The organism is Acidobacteriota bacterium, from assembly GCA_029861955.1.
Lineage (GTDB): Bacteria > Acidobacteriota > Polarisedimenticolia > Polarisedimenticolales > Polarisedimenticolaceae > JAOTYK01.
Genome location: JAOTYK010000002.1, coordinates 212,335 through 233,015 on the forward strand (window position 1 = coordinate 212,335; position 20,681 = coordinate 233,015).

General features: G+C 61.8%; 17 protein-coding genes. 11 read left to right on the plus strand and 6 right to left on the minus strand.

What is annotated here, in order from left to right:
* Nucleotides 1-122 precede the first annotated feature (122 nt).
* The 8 genes from ccoN to ccoS are packed head-to-tail and all read left to right on the plus strand — an operon-like array spanning nt 123 to nt 8,295.
* Nucleotides 123-2,366, plus strand: coding sequence for a cytochrome-c oxidase, cbb3-type subunit I (ccoN, locus tag OES25_01890; GenBank protein MDH3626392.1), 2,244 nt, complete (start codon nt 123-125; stop codon nt 2,364-2,366).
* Entirely contained in the window at nt 2,366-2,542 is a 177-nt protein-coding gene (locus tag OES25_01895; protein ID MDH3626393.1) for a CcoQ/FixQ family Cbb3-type cytochrome c oxidase assembly chaperone, read from the plus strand. Before ccoN ends, OES25_01895 begins: the two co-directional genes overlap by 1 nt.
* The gene (locus OES25_01900) at nt 2,535-3,128 is read left to right on the plus strand and encodes a c-type cytochrome (GenBank protein MDH3626394.1); all 594 of its coding nucleotides are present in this window, start codon (nt 2,535-2,537) and stop codon (nt 3,126-3,128) included. Before OES25_01895 ends, OES25_01900 begins: the two co-directional genes overlap by 8 nt.
* Nucleotides 3,125-4,516 (plus strand): cytochrome c oxidase accessory protein CcoG, encoded by a 1,392-nt coding sequence (gene ccoG, locus OES25_01905; GenBank protein MDH3626395.1) that lies wholly within the window; start codon nt 3,125-3,127, stop codon nt 4,514-4,516. Before OES25_01900 ends, ccoG begins: the two co-directional genes overlap by 4 nt.
* Nucleotides 4,513-4,986 (plus strand): FixH family protein, encoded by a 474-nt coding sequence (locus OES25_01910; protein ID MDH3626396.1) that lies wholly within the window; start codon nt 4,513-4,515, stop codon nt 4,984-4,986. The genes ccoG and OES25_01910 overlap by 4 nt, the downstream gene beginning before the upstream one ends.
* 23 nt (nt 4,987-5,009) lie before the next feature.
* Complete coding sequence (locus OES25_01915; GenBank protein ID MDH3626397.1) at nt 5,010-5,714, plus strand: sulfite exporter TauE/SafE family protein; 705 nt, start codon at nt 5,010-5,012, stop codon at nt 5,712-5,714.
* A complete protein-coding gene (locus OES25_01920; protein ID MDH3626398.1) occupies nt 5,693-8,152 on the plus strand; it encodes a heavy metal translocating P-type ATPase in 2,460 nt (819 codons plus the stop codon). Before OES25_01915 ends, OES25_01920 begins: the two co-directional genes overlap by 22 nt.
* A complete protein-coding gene (gene ccoS, locus OES25_01925; GenBank protein ID MDH3626399.1) occupies nt 8,143-8,295 on the plus strand; it encodes a cbb3-type cytochrome oxidase assembly protein CcoS in 153 nt (50 codons plus the stop codon). Before OES25_01920 ends, ccoS begins: the two co-directional genes overlap by 10 nt.
* On the opposite strand, the gene OES25_01930 is transcribed toward ccoS, so the two are convergent.
* Nucleotides 8,285-8,875, minus strand: coding sequence for a hypothetical protein (locus OES25_01930; protein ID MDH3626400.1), 591 nt, complete (start codon nt 8,873-8,875; stop codon nt 8,285-8,287). The genes ccoS and OES25_01930 overlap by 11 nt on opposite strands.
* A gap of 118 nt (nt 8,876-8,993) precedes the next feature.
* On the opposite strand from OES25_01930, the gene OES25_01935 reads away from it, so the two are divergent.
* On the plus strand, nt 8,994-9,884 hold the full coding sequence (locus tag OES25_01935) for a thioredoxin family protein (protein MDH3626401.1): 891 nt from the start codon (nt 8,994-8,996) through the stop codon (nt 9,882-9,884).
* Nucleotides 9,885-9,995: 111 nt separating this feature from the next.
* Nucleotides 9,996-12,014, plus strand: coding sequence for an ATP-dependent DNA helicase (locus tag OES25_01940; GenBank protein ID MDH3626402.1), 2,019 nt, complete (start codon nt 9,996-9,998; stop codon nt 12,012-12,014).
* Here the strand turns inward: OES25_01940 and OES25_01945 are convergent.
* The 3 genes from OES25_01945 to OES25_01955 form a co-directional block, all read right to left on the minus strand.
* The gene (locus OES25_01945) at nt 11,962-12,933 is read right to left on the minus strand and encodes a D-alanine--D-alanine ligase (GenBank protein MDH3626403.1); all 972 of its coding nucleotides are present in this window, start codon (nt 12,931-12,933) and stop codon (nt 11,962-11,964) included. The two genes, OES25_01940 and OES25_01945, sit on opposite strands and share 53 nt — an antisense overlap.
* 8 nt (nt 12,934-12,941) lie before the next feature.
* Nucleotides 12,942-13,415: a sel1 repeat family protein gene (locus OES25_01950; protein MDH3626404.1), complete on the minus strand. Its 474-nt coding sequence runs from the start codon at nt 13,413-13,415 to the stop codon at nt 12,942-12,944.
* Nucleotides 13,416-13,546: 131 nt separating this feature from the next.
* Nucleotides 13,547-14,746 (minus strand): acyl-CoA dehydrogenase family protein, encoded by a 1,200-nt coding sequence (locus OES25_01955; protein ID MDH3626405.1) that lies wholly within the window; start codon nt 14,744-14,746, stop codon nt 13,547-13,549.
* 120 nt (nt 14,747-14,866) lie between these two features.
* Here OES25_01955 and OES25_01960 point away from each other — a divergent pair, with 120 nt between their 5' ends.
* Complete coding sequence (locus tag OES25_01960) at nt 14,867-17,071, plus strand: PQQ-binding-like beta-propeller repeat protein (GenBank protein ID MDH3626406.1); 2,205 nt, start codon at nt 14,867-14,869, stop codon at nt 17,069-17,071.
* Between the two features lie 231 nt (nt 17,072-17,302).
* On the opposite strand, the gene OES25_01965 is transcribed toward OES25_01960, so the two are convergent.
* Both OES25_01965 and OES25_01970 read right to left on the minus strand, forming a co-directional pair.
* Entirely contained in the window at nt 17,303-19,204 is a 1,902-nt protein-coding gene (locus OES25_01965) for a CBS domain-containing protein (GenBank protein ID MDH3626407.1), read from the minus strand.
* Nucleotides 19,205-19,219: 15 nt separating this feature from the next.
* Nucleotides 19,220-20,662: a DUF3187 family protein gene (locus tag OES25_01970; GenBank protein MDH3626408.1), complete on the minus strand. Its 1,443-nt coding sequence runs from the start codon at nt 20,660-20,662 to the stop codon at nt 19,220-19,222.
* Between the last annotated feature and the right edge of the window lie 19 nt (nt 20,663-20,681).

A 20,681-nucleotide genomic window follows, 5' to 3' on the forward strand; every position in this document is an offset into this window, starting at 1 on the left:
GACGCAGCGAGATTGCGATCCAGTTTGGAGACAAATGCGGTCTATTATGCGGTGGCGTTCGAGGGCGAATCCAGGCCAAATTCCGAACGCAGCCGTCCAGGAGATGGCCGGAGGGACCGTGGATGGGTGAGCAGTCGACCCCGCTTGAGAGCTTTCGTTACGACGATGCCCTGGTGCGGAAATTCGTCGTCGTTTCTCTGTTCTGGGGGATCGTTGGGATGTTGGTCGGGGTGGTGGTCGCCCTGCAACTGGCGTTCCCGGTTCTTAATTTCGAGATTCCCTGGCTCTCGTTCGGGCGCCTGCGACCGCTCCACACAAACGCCGTCATATTTGCGTTTGCGGGCAACGCGATCTTTGCCGCGGTCTACTACTCGACCCAACGGCTGTGCAAGGCCCGCTTGTATAGCGATCTGCTGGGGAAACTCCACTTCTGGGGCTGGCAACTGATCATTGTCGGCGCCGCCGTGACGTTGCCTCTCGGCATCACCCAGAGCAAGGAGTATGCGGAACTCGAGTGGCCCCTGGATATCGCCATCGCGGTGGTGTGGGTCATCTTCGCGATCAACTTCTTCGGCACCCTGGCCCGTCGACGAGAACGCCACCTCTACGTCGCGTTGTGGTTCTACATCGGCACCATCATCACGGTGGCCATCCTCCACATCTTTAATAACCTCACGCTTCCCGTCACCTGGACCAAGAGCTACTCGATCTATGCGGGTGTCCAGGACGCGTTCATGCAGTGGTGGTACGGCCACAACGCGGTCGCGTTCTTTCTGACCACCCCGTTCCTGGGCCTGATGTATTACTTCCTGCCCAAGGCGGCCAATCGACCTGTCTTCAGCTATCGGCTCTCGATCCTCCACTTCTGGTCCATCGTCTTCATCTATATCTGGGCGGGACCCCATCATCTGCACTACACCGCGCTACCAGCGTGGGCCTCGACACTCGGCGCTCTGTTTTCCTTGATGCTGTGGATGCCCTCCTGGGGCGGGATGATCAATGGTCTGCTGACGTTGCGTGGCGCCTGGCACAAGGTCGCCGAGGATCCGGTCCTGAAGTTCTTCGTGGTCGGCGTGACGTTCTACGGAATGTCGACGTTCGAAGGCCCGATGCTCTCGATCAAGAGTGTCAATGCCCTCAGTCATTACACGGACTGGACCATCGCCCATGTCCACGCAGGTGCGCTGGGATGGAACGGGATGATGACGTTCGGGATGGCGTACTGGCTCATCCCGCGTCTGTTCCAGACCCCGCTGTGGAGTCGCAAGTGGATGAGCAGCCACTTCTGGCTCGCGACGGTCGGGATCCTGCTCTACATCGTGCCGATCTATGCCGCCGGCCTGACACAGGGTTTGATGTGGCGCGCGTTCGATTCAAGTGGCCTGCTGAAGTACCCGGATTTCATCGAGACCGTCAATCAATTGATGACCTTCTACCACATCAGAGTTCTGGGCGGCACGCTGTTCCTCGTCGGTGCCTTGATGTGTTTTGCCAACCTGGTATTCACCTGGATGAAGCGACCGGCAACCTATGACGAACCGGTCATCCAGGCGCACGCGCTCGCCAAGAACTACACCGATCAGGAGCCGCCCAGGTCAAGGTTGAAGTCCGTCACCGCGTTCGGACACCGTCTGGATGTCTTCATGCAGTCCCGCTGGCATCGTCGATGGGAACGCCTGCCGCTGCTGTTCACGATCATGGTCGTGCTCGCCGTCGTCTCCGCGTCGCTGTTCGAGATCATCCCGACGTTCCTGATCAAGTCCAACGTCAAGACGATCGCGACCGTCACGCCCTACACCCCATTGGAGTTGGCCGGTCGCGACATGTACGTCTCCGAGGGCTGTTACAACTGCCACTCGCAGATGATTCGTCCGATGAGGCACGAGATCGAACGCTACGGCGAGTACTCGAAGGCCGGCGAGTTCATCTACGATCGACCGTTCCAGTGGGGGTCCCGCAGGATCGGACCGGATCTACATCGAATAGGACAGACCAACACCAGTGTCGCGTGGCACGTGCGTCACTTCAATCGCCCCTCGGACACCAGTCCCGGCTCGATCATGCCGGCCTACCCGTGGCTCCTACAAAACAGTTTCGACTTCGCCGGGGTTCCCGCGAAGGTCCAGACCATGGCTAAACTCGGGGTCCCGTACGACGTAGAGCTGACAACATCCGAGGCGATGGCCCGTCAGCAGGCCGACGAGGTCTTCGCGAAACTCGTCGCAGAGGATCCGTCCTACGTCGATAGCGGACTTGCGGACAAGGAAGTCATCGCGTTGGTCGCGTACATGCTGCGGCTTGGGACGGATATCGCCAAACCGCTTCCGGCGGAAGAACCGCCGACCGTCGCGACAGGAGCGGAGTGATGGATCTTTACCAGATCGTTCTGGCCAAGAAGATAGCCTTACTGTTCTTCTTCCTTGTGTTCCTGGTCGTATTCCTCAGGCTCGTGCTCACACGGCGAGCGACCTATGATCAGGCTGCCCGGATTCCTCTAGACGACGACACCGTCGTTACCCCGCGGGACATTTCTCATGGCTAACGAAGACAAACAACGCGACCGCCTGCTTGACCACAATTACGATGGTATTCAGGAATACGACAACCCGATGCCTGCGTGGTGGATCTGGTTGTTCGTCCTCCCGGTCCTGTTCGCGTACCCGTATATCCTGCACTACCACTTCGGCAGTGGCCCGTCGATTCACGACAAGCTGGACAAAGAGATCGCGGCGTATGCCAATCAGTTGCTCGCGACGTACGGAGAACTGGCCCCCGATCGAAAGACGATCCTCAGTTTTCGTACGGACGAGACGGCGATGACCGGGATGTCCAGTCTGTTCCGAGGACGCTGCGCGCAATGCCATCTGGCGGACGGCAGCGGAAACGTTGGACCGAACCTCACCGACGATCACTGGAAGAACGTGACGACGGTCACCGACATCCCCGGTCTCATTCGTGACGGGCTCCCCGTGCAAGGCATGCCGGCGTGGGGAGATCGACTGACGGAGACCCAGATCGTCTTGCTGTCGTCGTACGTCGCTCGACTGCGGGATCAACCTGTCGCCGGCAAGAACCCTGAGGGCGATCCAATTCCTCCCTGGGATGAGATTCCAGCCGAAGTGCCATGAGCGACGAGCAGGGCCAGCGGGTTCTCTCGACGCTTAACCGTGACGGCAGCCGTCGCTGGCTTCGTCCACGAGTTGCCGAGGGTCCCCTTCTGACGGCCCGCAGATCGGTCGCCTACGTTCTGATCCTGCTGTTCACGGCGTTGCCGTACATCCGGGTCGGCGGTCGCCCAAGCGTGTTGCTGAATCTCGCAGACCGAGAGTTCATCTTCTTCGGTAAGGTTCTCCTCGCCACGGACACGGTCCTGTTGGCGCTCTTGCTGCTGTCCATCTTCGTCGCCGTGTTCCTACTGACCGCCGTTGCCGGTCGCGTGTGGTGTGGCTGGGCTTGCCCGCAGACGGTCTACATGGAGTTTCTCTATCGCCCCATCGAACGGTTGTTCGAAGGGCGTCGATACGACACCGACGGACGAGCCGACGTCCACCCGATACGGCTCATCGCTAAGCAGGCGGTCTTCCTTCTCATCTCGATGTTCCTGGCACATACGTTCCTGGCCTACTTCGTGGGAATCGAAACGCTTGTGCGTTGGGTCGGGAGTTCGCCGCTGGAACACCCGAAGGCCTTTCTCGTCATGGCATCGGTCACGGGGCTGATGATGCTCGATTTCGCATTCCAACGAGAGCAGGTCTGCATCCTGATGTGCCCCTACGGGCGTCTCCAGTCGGTCCTCCTGGATCGAAAGTCGCTGATCGTCAGTTACGACCCCAAGCGCGGCGAGCCTCGCGGGAAGGGTTCGAAGAAGCATCGAGAGTCCCTCGGCGATTGCGTCGATTGTGATTTTTGCGTCACGACCTGCCCGACCGGCATCGATATCCGCGACGGTCTCCAGATGGAGTGCGTCAATTGCACGCAGTGCATCGACGCATGCAACAGCATCATGGATCGGGTCGGCAAGCCTCGCGGGCTGATCCGCCTTACTTCACAGCAGGCGATCGAAGACGGAACTCGCGGTTGGCTGCGACCCCGGGTCATCATCTACCCGTTGGTGTTACTCGCCACGGTGACACTATTGATCGTCAGCCTTGTCAACCGACCGGAATTCGACATCACGCTGTTGCGCACGAGGAACACGACGTATCAGGTACACGGGCAGAACGTGACGAATATCGTCGAGTTGAAGATCCAGAACCGTACGGAGCAGGCTCAGAGCTACACGATCGGGACGCCCGGCGAGTCGACGCTTGCATCTCCGGACCTTCCCCTCTCGCTCGCCGGCGGCGAGAGTGGCTCGATCACGCTTCACGTGACGTCGGACCTCGGCACGTTCGACGGTGGACGTGCCTCGCTAACGCTCTCCGTCGTGGACTCTGCGGGAGTGAACCGTGAGGTCTCCACCCTCGTCCTGGGGCCGTTGTACCGGCCGACTCCCGCGGAGACCGAGTCACCATGAAACACACACTGATATGGGTCGGAATCATCGTCTCTCTGCTGTTGTTCTCGGTCGCCACACAGACCGTATTGATTGTCAGCTCGATGACCGATCCGTCGTTCGCCGTCGTACCGGACTATGAGCAGAAGGCGGCCGACTGGGATCTCAAGAACGCTCAGGCGCAACGCAACCGCCAGCTGGGGTGGACTCTGGACGTGCGCACCCGCCCGGGCAACGAACGATTTGAACTGAACGTCGAGGTCGAGATCCACGGCACCTACGGAAAACCGATCCGTGACGCCCATATCGTCTTTGAGGCGTTCCACAACGCACGCGCAAGTCAGATCCAACGTAGCGAGATGGTTCACGTCGGTGATGGCATCTACATCGCCACGATCGGCGGACGCCGCGCCGGCGTCTGGCAGTTCCAGTTCCAGGTCGACCACGAAGACCAACGATTCACGAGCACCGTCCGCAAGAGCGTCGCATGATTCCACTCGTTAGCGTCGTCCTGATGGCAAGCCTAACGGGCTCACTACACTGCGCCGGAATGTGTGGTGCCTTCGTCGTCACGGGAACAACCACCTGGCCAACGCAGGTCGCGTACCACGTAGGACGGCTGCTCACCTACGTTGCGATGGGCGCGGTCGTCGGCGCGATTGGCGCGTCGATCGACCTGGGCGGATCTCTTCTTGGGCTTCAGCGACTCGCGTTACTGCTAGCGGCGATCGCCATGGTGGTCTTCGGTCTGTCCGCGTTGCTGAGCCTGCTTGGCGTGAGGGTGCCGACGGTTCGTTCACCTGCGTTTCTTCGTCGCATCTACCTGAATTTGTTTGGAAGAACGATCGGAATCCCCCCCGTTCGCCGATCATTGGCGATCGGCCTGTTGTCGACCCTCCTGCCCTGCGGATGGCTCTATGCGTTTGTCATCGTGTCCGCCGGCGGCGGCTCGGCCCTGAAGGGCGCCATCATCATGGCCGTGTTCTGGATCGGCACCGTTCCGATCCTCGCCGCGATCGGCGTCACCCAGCAGTGGCTCACGCGATCGCGTCGGGGCGTCGCGATGGTCGCCGCCGTCGCCATCGTGATCGTCGGACTGACCGGCATCGTGGGTCGCTGGCAATTGACACTTGAGCCCCCCACATCGGAGACAACCCCGATCGTCTCGATCGAAACGATAGGAGAACACACTCCGGCATGTTGTCAGCACGACAGGTAGATCACTCGGACCCGACGCTCTGCACCCACTGCGGCCTCGACGTCCCACGGAACCGACGATCCGAGTCGAATGACGTGGAGTTCTGTTGCTCCGGCTGCGAGCTTGTCTACACGGCGATCCATCGCCATGGGTTAGAGCGATTCTACGAACATGCTCGAGTGTCCGGTGACACACGGATTGCCGCCAGGGTCGACGGCGGCGCATTTGCCACCTGGGACGACGATTCATTTGTCGCCCGCGAGAGTCAGGAGCTTCCCGACGGAAGCCGTCGAATCGAGCTGTACGTCGAGGGTGTCCACTGTTCTGCATGTCTCTGGCTTATCGAGCGTCTTCCTGAGGTGTTGCCGGGCGTCCTCGAGGCGCGGCTGGATTTCCGCCGACACGTGGCCGTTGTCGTGTGGCGACCGGGGCAGCTGGGGCTGGCAAGAATCGCCCGCACTCTCGATTCCCTGGGATACACACCCCACGTCTATCGCGGTGCCGCTGTCGACGAGATCCGACGACAGGAGAGTCGGACCCATCTAATACGCATCGGTGTTGCGGCGGCATGCGCCGGAAACGCGATGCTGATCGCGTTCGCACTCTATGGCGGGATGTTCAATGGCATGGCCCCGGAGTTCGAGACCGTCTTTCGATTCGCCAGCCTGCTGCTGATGTTGATCGCTCTGTTGGGCCCGGGCCGTGTTTTCCTCCGCGGCGCCGCAGCGGCGATTCGAACGCGGCGAGCCCACATGGACCTCCCGGTGGCCACCGCGCTTGTCGCGGGTACCGTCTGGGGTGGTTGGAATACGTTTCGCTCTGCGGGCGAGATCTACTTCGAATCGCTGACGGCCGTCATCTTTCTCTTGTTGATTGGACGCTATCTCCAGTTTCGCCAGCAACACAACGCCCAGGATGCGGTCGCGTTGCTCTACAGTCTGACGCCCTCCGCCGCATGGCGACTCGACCCACACGGCAACCCGGAACAGGTCGCCGTGGAGTCTCTGCGGGTAAATCAAGTCGTTCGCCTCGGACCGGGGGATGCGGTTCCGGTCGATGGCGTCGTGGAGTCCGGGCGCTCGCAGATCGACGTCTCCCTTCTCACGGGCGAATCGTTGCCCGCTTCGGTCGATGTAGGTGCGAAGGTTCACGCCGGCACGGTGAACATGACCGGGTTCCTGGATGTTCGGGTCCTGCGGACCGGACACGAGACGCGTGTCGGACAGCTGATGCAGATGGTCGAGACGTTCGCGCGGGATAGGCCCTCGGTGGTCCGCCTCGCCGATCGCGTGGCCGAGTATTTTGTCGTGGTCGTGTTGTCCGTTGCCGCCGCGACCGCTCTGCTCTGGGCGATGTCGGATGTCGGCGTGGCGCTCGAGCATGCGATCACCCTGCTGATCGTGACCTGCCCATGCGCCCTCGGGCTTGCGACACCCCTCGCCATGCAGTGCGCTATCGGCCAGGCCGCTCACCGGGGCATCCTCGTAAAGGGTGGGGATGCACTGGAGCAACTGGCGGGACGCGGGCGTGTATGGCTGGACAAGACCGGCACGCTGACCCGGGGCCGCATGGAAGTTGCCGACTGTGAGGGCGACCGCCAGGCGTGCGCGCTCGCCGCAATCGTCGAGCGGGGCGTCTCGCATCCGATCGCGACGGCCCTGGTCGACAGATTCGTAGAGCCCGACGACGAGCGGCATGTCACTCAGCGCGTCCTCACGCCCGGCGGCGGAGTTCACGGCACGGTCGCCGGCCAACGTGTTCATGTCGGCTCACCGTCGTTCGTGCGGCATGCCGTGCGCGAGACACCCCTCTGGGCGCATCAAGCGCAACGAAGGATGCTGGCCGCGGGGCTAACGCCGGTCTGGGTCGCCGTCGACGCGGCCGTCGCGGCTGTTCTCGGCATTGGCGATGTCGTCCGCCCCGAGGCCATCCGGTCCCTCGACCTGCTGCGCGCCGCCGGTTTCAAGATCGGCATTCTCTCCGGGGATCACCCGGAAATCGTTGCACGGGTGGCTGCAGAGGTCGGCGTCCCGGCGAAGAACGCGCGGGGCGGGCTGGGCCCGGAAGAGAAGGCCCGGATCGTGCGCCAGAACGTCGAGAACGGGGAATCCGTCGTCATGGTCGGAGACGGCGTCAATGACGCCGCGGCGTTGGCGGCCGCTTCTGTCGGGGTTGCGGTGCGTGGCGGTGCCGAGGCGAGCCTGGCGGCATCGGACGTGTTCCTGACCAGTCCTGGATTGGCGCCGCTGGTGCGACTGATCGATGGATCCCGTCGCACGATGACGGCGCTGCGCACCAACGTCATCGTGTCCTTGCTTTACAACCTGATCGCGGCGGGTCTCGCCGTTACCGGTGTGATCGATCCGAGGATTGCGGCTATCCTGATGCCGATCAGTTCGTTGACGGTGGTCGGTCTCTCCTACCGCCGGATGTACTTCGAGGCGACGACGTGTCCGTGATCTACATCGTCCTGCCCCTGGCCCTACTGGTGGCGGCTGCCGCGGTAGGTGCATTCATCTGGGCGACCCGCTCCGGACAGATGGATGACCTGGACAGTCCTGCGATACGGGTCCTCCACGACGACGACACTCCTACTGATTGAAGTAGTAGCGCAGCCCGACGCCCACCGTCGTCTCGTCGTTCCCGGCATCGGCCTCGAGGCCGAGACTCCAGCGACGGGTCATGTTGAAAAGCGCGGATAGCACAACACGGGTGTCGCCGTCATCCAGGTCCCGATAGTCGAGTCTTGCTCCAAGTTCGAGTCGCTGTTTCAGCAACAGGGACCGGATCCCGAAACCCAGGGCGTAGCTGCTCTCGTCCGACGAGGCCGGACCGGTGTCCACGTCGACCTTGACCCGGGCCACGGTCCCGAACAGGTCCGTATTGAGATTCAACTCCTGCCCATAGCCGACTCCGAACTCCAGCGTGTCGAGATCGGCACCACCGTCGAGGCCGATCTCCGCATACTCCGCAAAGCCGAAGATCCTCTGACTGAACTCACCGGATAGTTTCAGCGCAAACCCGTCGCCATCCACATCGATGTCGTCGAGCTCGGTGTCGACGAACTGGATCTCACCAAAAGAGAAAGACAGGGCGTCCGCATGGGCGTTCAGGCCCCAGGTCATGACGACGACCGTCATGAGTGTGACCCCGCGAAGAATGTTCCGGGCGATAAGGCGCATGAATCCCCTCCCAGTCCGCCGAACGGCGGTTGTCATTAGGATGACGGGTGACCCCACCTCCAGGTTGCATGAAAGTGGGTCATTCCGCAGATAGAATGCCCCTCGGAGGGAGCCGTTGATGTTGAAGCAAAAACCCCATGCATGGGCCGGTCTCATGCTCTTCATCTTCCTGACCGGGTCACCCATGTTGGGGCAGACCGAGGAAGAACCGAAGATCCTCGGAGAGTGTCAGGCCTCCCAACTCGGCGAGGCTCCGTATTCCGAGTGGTACAGCGACACCTACGAGACCTACGAGCCCCACGCGGGGACGGTCAAGGCGCTCGCCGGCGGTGGGTTCGAGGACCTCGATGTCACCGTGTTCTTCGGTACATGGTGTGGCGACAGCCGGCGGGAGGTACCTCGGCTGGCCAAGATTCTGGACTCGGTGGGCTTCCCCGCAGAATCGCGAACACTCATCGCCGTCGACAACACCGACGAGGCGATCAAGCGTTCCCCGGGAGGCGAAGAGCGAGGCCTCGAGGTCTATCGCGTCCCGACCGTGATCATTCGGCGTGACGGCCACGAAATCGCTCGGATCGTCGAGCATCCGGTCCTATCGCTTGAACGGGATCTCCTGGCGATCCTGAACGGCGATGACTACATCGCAAACTACGGGTCGTACCCCCAGATTAGAGAGTGGCTGGACGACGGGTTGCTATCCGACCCCAACGTCAGCCCTTCGGGTCTTGCCAACCAGCTTCGGAGTGCGGTGGTGTCCGAGGGTGAGCTGGCCGCGGTCGCGGCCGTCCTGCTGTCCCGTGGCGAGGGTGACGCCGCGGTCCAGCTGCTGCGGGTCAACACGCGTCTGTTCCGGGATAGCGCCAGCAGCTACCGGCGCCTGGCCAACGCGCTGCTGGAGTCCGAGCAACCGGACGAGGCTCGAATCGCGGCCAGACGGGCCCTGCGGCTCGACCCCGACGCCGAGGAGACGGACCGGATCCTCGAGATCCTGGAGAAGCTCGACGACTAGCGGAAGCCTCCAACCGGCCCCCCGAGGGGTCTCGTATGATCAACGGCGGGCCTGAGAGATGGGCACCCCTTTCGGATCATGATCGGGTAGGATGCTCGGTCAGGATCCACGATGCCCGACGCGACGACGACCCACCTACGCAAGGAACTTCACGACCGATTCGGCCATTCCGATTTTCGCCCGTACCAGGAGGCGGTCTGTCAGAGGGTCCTCGACGGCGACGACGCCGTGCTCGTCATGCCGACCGGCGCCGGCAAGTCCCTGTGCTACCAGCTGCCCGGCCTGATGCGATCGGGGACGACCCTCGTCATCAGTCCCCTCATCGCACTCATAGAAGATCAGGTTGAGAAACTGAACCGGATCGGCGTCCGGGCCGATCGCATCCACTCCGGCCGGACAAGAGACGCGTCGCGCTCGACACTGAAGGCCCACCTGGAAGACCGGCTGGACTTCCTGTTCGTCGCCCCCGAGCGTCTGGCGGTCCCCGGCTTCGTCGAGTGCCTGACCCGTCGTCCGCTTGCCCTGGTCGCCGTAGACGAGGCCCACTGCATCTCCCAGTGGGGTCATGACTTCCGACCGGACTACCGTCTCCTCGGCGATCGACTCCAACCCCTTCGCGAGGCGCCGGTCCTGGCCCTGACGGCGACCGCCACGCCGCGGGTCCGGCGGGATATCGTCACGCAGCTCGCGTTGAAAGACCCCGGACTGTTCATCCACGGGTTCCGCCGGAACAATATCGCCGTCGAGTTTGCCTCGATGAAGCCATCTGAAAGGCAAGCGGTCGTGGCCCGCAATCTGTCCGACCCAGCCCGTCGACCGGCCATCGTCTACGCACCCAGCCGGAAACGCGCGGAACAGGTGGCCCAGTCGCTGACCGATGTCGGTGGGGCAGCGGCCTACCACGCAGGGATGGACGGGGAAGACCGAGACCGGGTTCAGGCCGACTTCATCTCGGGCCGCATCGACGTCATCGTCGCGACCATCGCGTTCGGGATGGGCATCGACAAATCAAACGTACGAACGGTCATCCATCTTGCCTTGCCATCGACCGTCGAGGGTTACTACCAGGAGATCGGGCGCGCCGGTCGAGATGGCATGCCCTCGCGAGCGATCCTCCTGCACGGTTGGGGAGACCGCAAGCAACACGAGTTCTTCTTCGAGCGGGACTACCCACCGTCTCAAGAGGTACAGAAGGTTTTCCAGGCCCTGAACTCGACCGATCAGGCCGTCGAGGAACTTGGCCAGGACCTTTCGCTGGACCCGGACCGAATCCAGCGTTGCCTTGCGATCCTGCGGTCTCACGGCGGAGTCATCACATCGTTTGACGACGTCCACGAGTGTACCGTGCGCCGCGGCGAGAGGGACTGGCGACCCAACTACGAGATGCAGCGCGAGCATCGCGCCGGACAACTCGACGAGATGACCCGTCTGGCCGAGGGTCGATCCTGCCGGATGCTGACTCTCATTCGGCATTTTGGCGATCAGGAGGATTCGGGGGGCGCCTGCGGAATCTGTGACATCTGCTCCCCCGATGACACCACCGTTCTGCAGTTTCGGTCTCCCGACAAAGAAGAGCGGGCCGACCTGCTGACCGTGATGGAGGCGGTCCGGCGACGGGACGGATCGACACCCGGCCAACTCCAGAAGGCGCTGTTCGGTGGCCGTAAGGAGCGTCGAGAACTCGAGCAGCTCCTTGCCATTCTCCTGCGAGGTGGCTGGCTCCGAGAAACCCGCGACAGCTTCGACAAGGATGGACGGACGATCGAGTTTCGCCGCCTCCATGCCGCACTGTCGAAGGACGAGACGGACAATCCTGAAGAGCTGCGTGTGGAACTGGCCACCGTCACCGTCAAGAAGATCACGCCGGTCGGCGACGCGGATCCGGGTCTGTTGCAGACACTCACCGACTGGCGCCGCGACGAGGCTCGATCCAGAAACGTCCCTGCCTACTGCGTCTTTCCGAATCAGGCCCTGAATGGCCTGGCCGTTGCACGCCCCGAAACCCCGGCAGCCCTCGGACAGATCAAGGGACTGGGGGCCAAACGAATTGAGCGCTACGGCACGAGGCTCCTGGAAATCATATCCGGCGTGCCACGCGATGCAATGCGGCATCGACCAGACGCCGAGTGAACCCTTCGTGTCCCTCGGGATCGCGAAGCAGACAGAGATCGGCGCCACCTGCATCCGCCTCCGGATAGTAGACGCCGCAATTCGCATTGATCTCAAGCATGTAGGGCGTTCCCTCGGCGTCGACGCGGATGTCGCAACGACCGAAGCTGGCGCCTTCGAGTGCAACGAAGAACCGCGCTGAAACGTCCCGGAGCCGTGCTTCCAGATCCGGATCCTCGACGGGAAACGAGTTGAGCCGATCGTAGTCGACCCATTTCATTTTTTCGTGCTTGAAACTCTCGCCTTTGGGAAAACGATATTGGAGCGGCTGATACGTGAACGGGTTCTGAGCGTCATCGGCATTCTCGACGACCAGGACGGTGCACTCCGTTCCCTCAATGAACTCCTCGATCAACGCCGCGTTGTGTCGCCGCATGATCTTGTTCGTCTGGCGTCGCAGCCCTGCCGGTGACTGAACCCTCGATGCGCGACTGAGATCGACGCTTGCGTAGCTACTGGGATGTTTGACGAACATCGGAAACCGCAATGTCTCTTCCGCGCGTGTCACGTCGGCGTCGTTCTCCGCGAAGACGTGTTTCGGTGTCGAGATCCCTTGCTCGCCACAGACCTCTTTCATCCTCTCGCGAGTCGGTTCATAAAACACGGACGTAGAGCCGACGAAGGCAACGCCGGCCTCCTCGAGGGTCTGGACGACCTCGATACCGGGAATCTCCTGATCGGCAGCCCCGTCGCAGAGATTGAAGTAGAGGTCGAACTCCTCGGAGATCCGTTTCTTGACCTGCTCAACCGCCGACTTGTAGTGCAGCGTCTCGATTTCCCAGTGCGCGTCTTTGAGAAATGGACGGGGGTCGCACGGCCAGTCGTCATCCGGGAACGGATCCACCTCGAGATCCTGAGTTGTCAGGAGACAGATTCTCACGGGAGTCGTCAGCGCTTGTTCGCAGCGATTTCCGTCGTCAGGGTTACGGCCAACTTGTTGGCGCGGTCGATCTGTTTTGATTTCATGGCGGACTGGCACGCACCGACACCCTCGCCGGCGGTCTCGGAACCGCTGTTCTTCGCCACCAGGAACCAGGCCAGTGACTGGACGTAGTCCTGCTCGACGCCGATCCCATTCAGGTACGCAATTCCGACCTGAAACTGGGCGTCGTGAAAACCGGCACGGGCGGAACGCTCGAACCAGCTAAACGCCGTCTCGAAATCCTTCTCCACGCCGTGTCCGTTGATATAGAGAATTCCGAGGCCGTTCTGGGCTCTCGTATCGCCACCCTCGGCCGCAGGTACCAATTCACGAAAAGCGTCGTCATAACGACGATCCTTCATGGCGGCCAGCCCTTCGTCGGTGCCGGCCAGGAGGGGAAGAGTGACGAGAACCGCCACCGCGAGGATCATGTAGCGCATTTGAGAACCCTTTATGGGAGAGGGGCCGGCGCCCTTTTGCCGGTGACCTCTCAACTACCAATCTATGGCTTGCCGGGGTTATGGACAAACTTATTCGGAAGAATTCCCGAAAGACCCGCAGTCCCGGTCCGTCAGAAGGCGTGGTGACCGGTGATCTGCCGACCGACGATGAGTTCGTGAATCGTCTCGGTCCCCTCGTATGTGATTACACTTTCGAGGTTGAGCATGTGTCGAATCGCACCAAACTCCACACTGATCCCGCCGGCACCGAGGATGTCCCGTGCGTCTCTCGCGACGTCCAGTGCCATGCGCACGTTGCTCCACTTCGCCATCGACACCTGGGTGTGGTGCATCGTGCCCTGATCCTTCAAGCGACCGAGCTGTAGAGAAAGCAGGCGAGCCAGAGTGATGCGACGGGCCATGTCCGCCAATCGACGCTGGATCGTCTGGGTCTCGGCTAACGTTCGGCCGAACACCTTGCGTGTACTGGCGAACTCCTGGGCCTCTTCGAAGCACGCGATCGCCGCGCCGATGGCACCCCAGGTAATGCCGTAACGGGCCTGTGTGAGACAACCGAGCGGCGCCGCCAGTCCTTGTGCACCGGGGAGACGATTGGAATCGGGAACGCGAACAGAGTCGAAGAACAGCTCCGAAGTGATCGAGGCGCGCAGCGAGTACTTTTTCATGATGTCCCGCGTCGTGTAGCCGGTCGTCCCCTTCTCGACAAGGAATCCTCGGACTCCCTCTTCGGTCTCCGCCCAGACGATCGCAATGTCGGCGATGCTACCGTTGGTGATCCACATCTTCGCGCCGTCGATGATCCAGTCGTCGCCATCCCGTTTGGCGTGCGTGCGCATCGTCCCGGGATCGGATCCGCCGTCGGGCTCGGTGAGACCGAAACAACCGATCAGTTTTCCTTCGGCCATTCCCGGCAGCCAACGTTGCTTCTGCTCCTCACTACCGTACGTGTGGATGGGCCACATACAGAGGCTGCCCTGAACGGAGACGAAGCTGCGAAGACCGCTGTCGCCGCGCTCCAGTTCCTGACAGACCACGCCGTAGCTGACCTGGTTGAGTCCGGCGCAGCCGTAGCCTTCGAGGCCACAACCGAGCAGACCCATCTCACCGATCTCGCCAACCAACTCGGACGGAAAGCGGTGTTGGTCGAAGGCGTCTGCGATGATCGGGAGCACCCGATCGTCGACAAAACGCGCCACCAGGTCCTGGATCTGCTGCTCGTCTTCGCTGAGAAGGCCGCGAACGTCGTAGAAGTCACTCGCCGACGGGCCGGAACTTCTCTTGGCACTCTTGGTGTCGCTCGGACTGCCCATCTCGATCCCCCTCGTCGTTGCGCAGATTGGGTCTCAGATCTCGTGATTCTAGAGGGAAACTCTCACCCTCTGCCACCGTAGGGTAAGCGACTTCGAGTATCCTCGGAGGTCAGGAGGCTCATGATGCGTTTACGGATACGGCTGGTTCTCACGATCGTTGTCTTACTGGCTTCTCTCGCCATCGTCGCCGCCGGTCCTCCGGAAGAGGCTTTCTGGGATGCGGCCAGAGCGGGCGACCTCGATAAGATGAAGCAACTGGTCACCGAGGGCGTCGATGTCAACGCGCCAACCCGCTACCAGGCGACCGCCCTGTCCTTCGCCTGCGACAAAGGACACCTGGAGGTCGTTAAGTACCTGGTGGAGAACGGCGCCGACCTGAACCCCAAGGACAGCTTCTATGAATTCACCCCCATTGGGTGGGCTTCGTTCAACGAGCACGTCGAGATCATCGAATTGCTGCTGGAGAAGGGTGCGGAGGGCGCCGACCTGGTCCTCTCGATGGGTGTAAGGAACAACAACTCGCGGATGGTCGCCGCAGCCTTGAAGGTCGAGGGTCTCGATTCTGCCGCGGTCCTGCAAGCTCGCCAGCAGGTGAAGTCGGTGGACGACTCGGCCGAAATCGCGGCGATGCTGGAGGCGGTCGAGATCGAAGTCCCGGAGACAACCGCCGTTGCGGTCGCTCCCGAGCTGCTGGCCAGCTACGTCGGCAACTACAACAACGAACAGATCGGGCTTGCCCTGGAGATCCGCCTCGAGGACGGCAACCTCGTCGCGCAGGCGACCGGGCAACCGTCCTTGGGGCTAACCGCCGTCTCCGATGCCAGATTCGACGCGACGGAGGTGCCCAACCTCAGCATCTCGTTCAGCGGGCGAGGCGGACTCATCGAATCCGCCACCGTGCATCAGGGTGGACAGGATCTCCCCTTCCCCCGTGTGACCGAGACCGCCGAAGCCCCCGAGGCCCAGGAGACTGCACCCGCCGCCGAAGAGCTCAAGACCGAGACAGCTGCGGCTCCGGAACCCATCGCTCGCGGTCCACAACAGAACTGGCCGACCTTCCGAGGCGTCCAGGCCTCGGGCATCGCCGACGGCCAGGGGGCACCGACAACGTGGGATGTCACGTCGGGAGAGAACATCCTCTGGAAGACTCCGATCCCGGGTCTGGCCAACGCCAGCCCGATCGTCTGGGGCGATCAGGTCTTCATCACGACGGCGATCAGCGGTGCCAACGACGATACGTTCCGTACGGGACTCTACGGCGATGTCGATTCGGTGGACGATGAGTCGGAACACACGTTCAAACTCTACGCGTTGCAGCGAACGACCGGCAAGATCGAGTGGGAACGGACCGTCGCCACCCGGGTGCCCGGTGCCAAAAGACATCTCAAGTCGACCCAGGCCAATTCCACCCCCGTCACGGACGGGAAGCGGGTCTGCGCACTCTTCGGAACGATCGGAAAGCTGGCCTGCTACGACATGAAGGGCAAGTCGCTCTGGGGCGCAGACGTCGGAATCCTCGATGCCGGCTGGTTCTATGACAAGACCTACCAGTGGGGGCATGCCAGTTCGCCGGTCATCTACAAGAACCTCATCATCGTGCAGGCCGATGTCTACAAGGACTCGTTCATCGGCGCATGGAATCTCAAGGACGGCTCACCGGCGTGGCGCACATCGCGGGATGAACTTCCCACCTGGGGATCTCCGACGATCTACCGTGGGAAGGACCGCGATGAGTTGATTACGAACGGCACATCGATTCGAGGTTACGACCCCGCCAGCGGAAAGATCCTCTGGACTCTGGCACCCAACTCCGAGGTCACGGTCGCAACACCGATCATTGCCAACGACCTGTTCTATGTCACGGCCGGCTACCCGCCGGTTCGACCGATCTATGCGATTCGGCCGGGAGGTAACGGAGACATCTCGTTGGCGGACGAGATAAGTAGCAGCGACGCCATTGCATGGAGTCATGACAGTGGTGGCACCTACATGCCGACTCCGATCGCCTACGACGGGCATCTCTACACCTGCGCCAACGATGGTCGCCTCACGGCGTACAACGCCACCGATGGGGAACGCGTCTACCGCCAACGCATCGGTGGAGGCAGCTTCACCGCCTCGCCGATCGCCGCCGACGGCAAGCTCTATTTCACGTCGGAAGAGGGCGACATCGTCGTGGCAACTGCGGGCTCCACGTACACCGAACTGGCGCGCAACGAGATGAATGAAATATGCATGGCAACTCCGGCAATTTCCGACGGCGTGATGGTCGTCCGGACGTTGGGGCACGTTTTTGGGATCGGTGAAGCGTCGGTCGATCCGTAAGAAAACTACGGTCCGTCGAGATAGATGGTGGTACAATAGAGGTGCAAGGAGGCTTCATGACTCCACCGGACCACATCAAGCCCTCGGCACGATCGAGGGCGGCTAACGTGCGAAAGACGGTGTGTCCATAAGGTGAGGTTGGTTCCCTGAGAACCCCCGCCAGGCCGAGTCGGTCACAAGACATCACCTATCGCGACGAAACGGGAAGGCCAAGCCTTCCCGTTTTTGTTTTCAGTCGTCCTGCTTCAGGTAGTCTCGAAGCAACGGAGCCGCGAGCCGGATGAGGTCGCTCTCGGACAGGATGCCCACCAATCGATTGCCGTCGCCCACGACGGGGAGGCAACTGACCCCGCGGGTCTGCATGATCTCGAACGCCTCGAGTGTCGGTGTGTCGGGGGTCACGGTCAGAACGTCGACATTCATCACGTCATCGGCACGAGTCCTGGGTGACTCGCCGGCGGTCGCCTGGGCCGCCAGCGTCCGCATCAACACACGATGCGAGATCAGACCCACCAGACAATGGGTCTCGTCCTCGACCGGCACGTGTCGTACATGCTTCCAGTCCATCACATGAGCCGCGAGGTGGATCAACTCGTCCGGCCGCACGGTAAACAGATCCGTGCTCATGAGCTGCTCGACCGTGGCGCAATAGCGGGTCGAGCGACTACCGGCCCCCACCGGGTCCCACGTATGTACGGGGTCACCGTCCACCTGCTGACGGTGCAACTCCCGAACCAGGGTGGCCGATCGCGACGCGGGAGTCTCCGCCGACCCGAGTGCCGCGTGGGACTGCGTCAACCACCACGAGCCGGTCCTGCGATTCTCCACCCGCTTTTCGATGATGTCGATGTAGCGCGTCACATCGTCGCCATCGCAGCCACCGGCGGCCAATCCCTGCCGTGCGATCGGAATCAGCTGATCCAGCAACAGCTTCTGTGCCGAGTAGGAATTGCCGTCGATCCACTGAAACTGTGCGCCGAGACCCGTTCGAGCGGCGGCGAGAAAGTTACCTCGCGCTTCGGTGAACGGGAGCCGACCCGACGGGTCGCCGACCTCGTCGGACATCCCACGCATGAGCCCAAGCCACAACGCGGCGTTGGCCACCTCGTCGACGATGGTCGGTCCCGACGGAATGTATCGACACTCGATTCGGAGATGGGGCTTGCCTTCGGAGACGCCGTAACAAGGACGATTCCAGCGATAGATGGTCCCATTGTGACGACGAAGTGCGCGAAGCTCCGGCACGCCGCCGTCGGCGAGGACGGCAATCGCGTTCTCGCCCAGTGCGTCGCCGAAGATCGGGCGGAAACACGCGATGTCTTCTTCGAACGCTTCTACGGCCGACCTCGCCAACCAGCGTCCGCCGAAACTGACGCGGGCGGGATGGGACCGCACATGAGACAGATGCTGGGAACGCTCGTCGGTCGCCTGCTGAAACAACGCGATCCGCGTCTCGGACCACAGCTGTCGATCGAACAGCAGCGGTGAGTTCGTCATCGTCGCCAGCACCGGCCCCGCGATCAGTTGCGCCACATTGTATTGCCGAACAAAATCGGAAGGGGCGATCTGCAGGTGGACCTGAAGGCTGGTGTTGCAGGCTTCAAGCATGACGTTGCCATGCCGTAGCAGCAGCTCATCAAGACCCTTGATCCGCAGATCGTACTCACCGCCGCGCAGACGCGTCATCGTCTCGTTCAGTTGTTGGTAGCGAGGCGTAGGCGTCATGTGATCGAGCGTCGCGTGGGATCGGGTAAGCGTCGGCAGGATGCCACTGAGGATGACGCTTGCTCCAACGCTGTTCGCAGCACCCTGCGCGCGATTGATCGACGTCCTGAGCTGTTTCTCTAGCTCGGTCAGACAATTCCCCCCGAGCAACTCGGGGTCGAGATTGATCTCCATGTTGAACTTTGCGAGTTCCGTCGTGTAGTGGTCGTCGTTGAGTGCCTTGAGCACCGCTTCGCTACACGACGACGGCATCCAATCCTTGTCGACCAGGAATAACTCCTGCTCGGCCCCGATCCGGGTGATGTCCGATTCGATCATCCCGTCGTCGATCATCTTGCGGAGTGCCTGGAGGTCCCGCAGCAACTCGCGCGTGAACTCGCGATGACCGTCTTCTGGTTGTCGAGACATGGGCAACCCTCCCGATCAGTACCGTTGCCTGAATCCTATGTGATATCCGACATCGGGCGTATTGTCGAAGGAGATCAGGTTCTCGATCAGACCGATCTCCAGGACTCCCCGGTCCCGCAACTCCGTCTTGATACCCAAAGTAAACTCATCGGCCCGTTTATCGAATGGATCAAAATCGTCCACAAGGCCGGCAGTTCCCAGCCAGTGGAGCAGGAGCGATGCACGGGCCCAGAACCGCCACTCGACGGCCAGCATTGCAGACCACTGAGTATCCCGAAGCTCCAGACCGCGGAAATCGTCATTGCCGAACCACGCGTTTCCGAGAGACCCGTAAAAGTAGAACCGTCGGATACGCCGGGACGCGGAGACCGAGACGCCGACATCGAGATCGTTTCCGCCTCGTAGATCGCGGTTTCGCAGGTCATGCCGAAGCTCCACGGAGTACGAGATCGCAGGTAGGCGCCGGCTACCACAGGTCAGATTGTGCTGGAACGCGATGCCCAGCGTCCGGGAAAAGGCCCCTCGATCGGAACGATCCAGGGAGACCGGCCCCCGACCATCGCCGGGATCGAGATCCAGACGAAAGAGCCCATGCTCGACTTCATCGCGTCCATTTTGATCGATCCCGAACAGGTCGTGAAACCCCTCGCTGAGTCCATCCAACTGACCCCCGAAGCGGCTCCGCCCCTGGTATTCGACCTCCAGTTCGAGTTTGTCGGAGATGCCGTAGGCAAATCCGAGAGTGGTCTGGAGCGTCTCGTAGTCGAGGAAATAGCGCTTGTCCGGCGAGCTGACGTCTCCGTCTACGGCCCAGAAATTCGACCAGGTGCTAAATGCCTGGATCTCGTACTGCCCCTTGCCGAGTGTCGACGGGGTCCGGGGCTGCATGCCAAGACGCAGGGATTGGAACGCCGACTGCGCCACGACGCTGAGCGGGCCATAGCCGACGTGGGAGAAACAGATCCCGGACCCGCGATAGCCATCGGGGCGCCAGACCAGCTGGGAGGTCGGGCCCGGCAGGTCGGTCGACGTCGACGGGATGTAAGACCCGGCCCGCTTGATTTCCTGTAACCGGTCGACCAACGGTGTCGTCCCGAGCATGCCCACGTGACGACCGAGCAAGGCTTCGTCGGCAGACAGAAACTCGATCGTGGGAACCCCGAGGACCCCATGATCTCGGGCCAGCGTCAACTCACGGTCGATGTCGACGAGGGCCCAGACGAATTGATCCGCCATGGCGACCACTTCGGGTTGTCGAAGGACCGTGTCCTCCATCCGCTTGCAGACCGGGCACCAGGCGGCCGTAAACACCACCACCAGGGGTTTTCCGGTGATATGGGCTTCGTTTCGGGCCGCAGCGTAGCTTCTTCGATACGGGAGTCGCGGGTCCGATCCGCGGGCATGGCTGAGCGCGGTGCCCACCAAGACCGTCAACACCATCGAAACGATGACCCGCACCCCTTGCCCCTCCCCATGC

What these genes read in the sequence shown, in the direction of transcription:
- OES25_01895 (MDH3626393.1), top strand. Translation starts at nt 2,366, where the DNA reads ATGGATCTTTACCAGATCGTTCTGGCCAAGAAGATAGCCTTACTGTTC.
- ccoN (MDH3626392.1), top strand. Translation starts at nt 123, where the DNA reads ATGGGTGAGCAGTCGACCCCGCTTGAGAGCTTTCGTTACGACGATGCC.
- OES25_01940 (MDH3626402.1), top strand. Translation starts at nt 9,996, where the DNA reads ATGCCCGACGCGACGACGACCCACCTACGCAAGGAACTTCACGACCGA.
- OES25_01965 (MDH3626407.1), bottom strand. Translation starts at nt 19,204, where the DNA reads ATGTCTCGACAACCAGAAGACGGTCATCGCGAGTTCACGCGCGAGTTG.
- OES25_01900 (MDH3626394.1), top strand. Translation starts at nt 2,535, where the DNA reads ATGGCTAACGAAGACAAACAACGCGACCGCCTGCTTGACCACAATTAC.
- OES25_01950 (MDH3626404.1), bottom strand. Translation starts at nt 13,415, where the DNA reads ATGCGCTACATGATCCTCGCGGTGGCGGTTCTCGTCACTCTTCCCCTC.
- OES25_01915 (MDH3626397.1), top strand. Translation starts at nt 5,010, where the DNA reads ATGGCAAGCCTAACGGGCTCACTACACTGCGCCGGAATGTGTGGTGCC.
- OES25_01935 (MDH3626401.1), top strand. Translation starts at nt 8,994, where the DNA reads ATGTTGAAGCAAAAACCCCATGCATGGGCCGGTCTCATGCTCTTCATC.
- OES25_01910 (MDH3626396.1), top strand. Translation starts at nt 4,513, where the DNA reads ATGAAACACACACTGATATGGGTCGGAATCATCGTCTCTCTGCTGTTG.
- OES25_01930 (MDH3626400.1), bottom strand. Translation starts at nt 8,875, where the DNA reads ATGCGCCTTATCGCCCGGAACATTCTTCGCGGGGTCACACTCATGACG.
- OES25_01955 (MDH3626405.1), bottom strand. Translation starts at nt 14,746, where the DNA reads ATGGGCAGTCCGAGCGACACCAAGAGTGCCAAGAGAAGTTCCGGCCCG.
- ccoG (MDH3626395.1), top strand. Translation starts at nt 3,125, where the DNA reads ATGAGCGACGAGCAGGGCCAGCGGGTTCTCTCGACGCTTAACCGTGAC.
- OES25_01920 (MDH3626398.1), top strand. Translation starts at nt 5,693, where the DNA reads ATGTTGTCAGCACGACAGGTAGATCACTCGGACCCGACGCTCTGCACC.
- OES25_01960 (MDH3626406.1), top strand. Translation starts at nt 14,867, where the DNA reads ATGATGCGTTTACGGATACGGCTGGTTCTCACGATCGTTGTCTTACTG.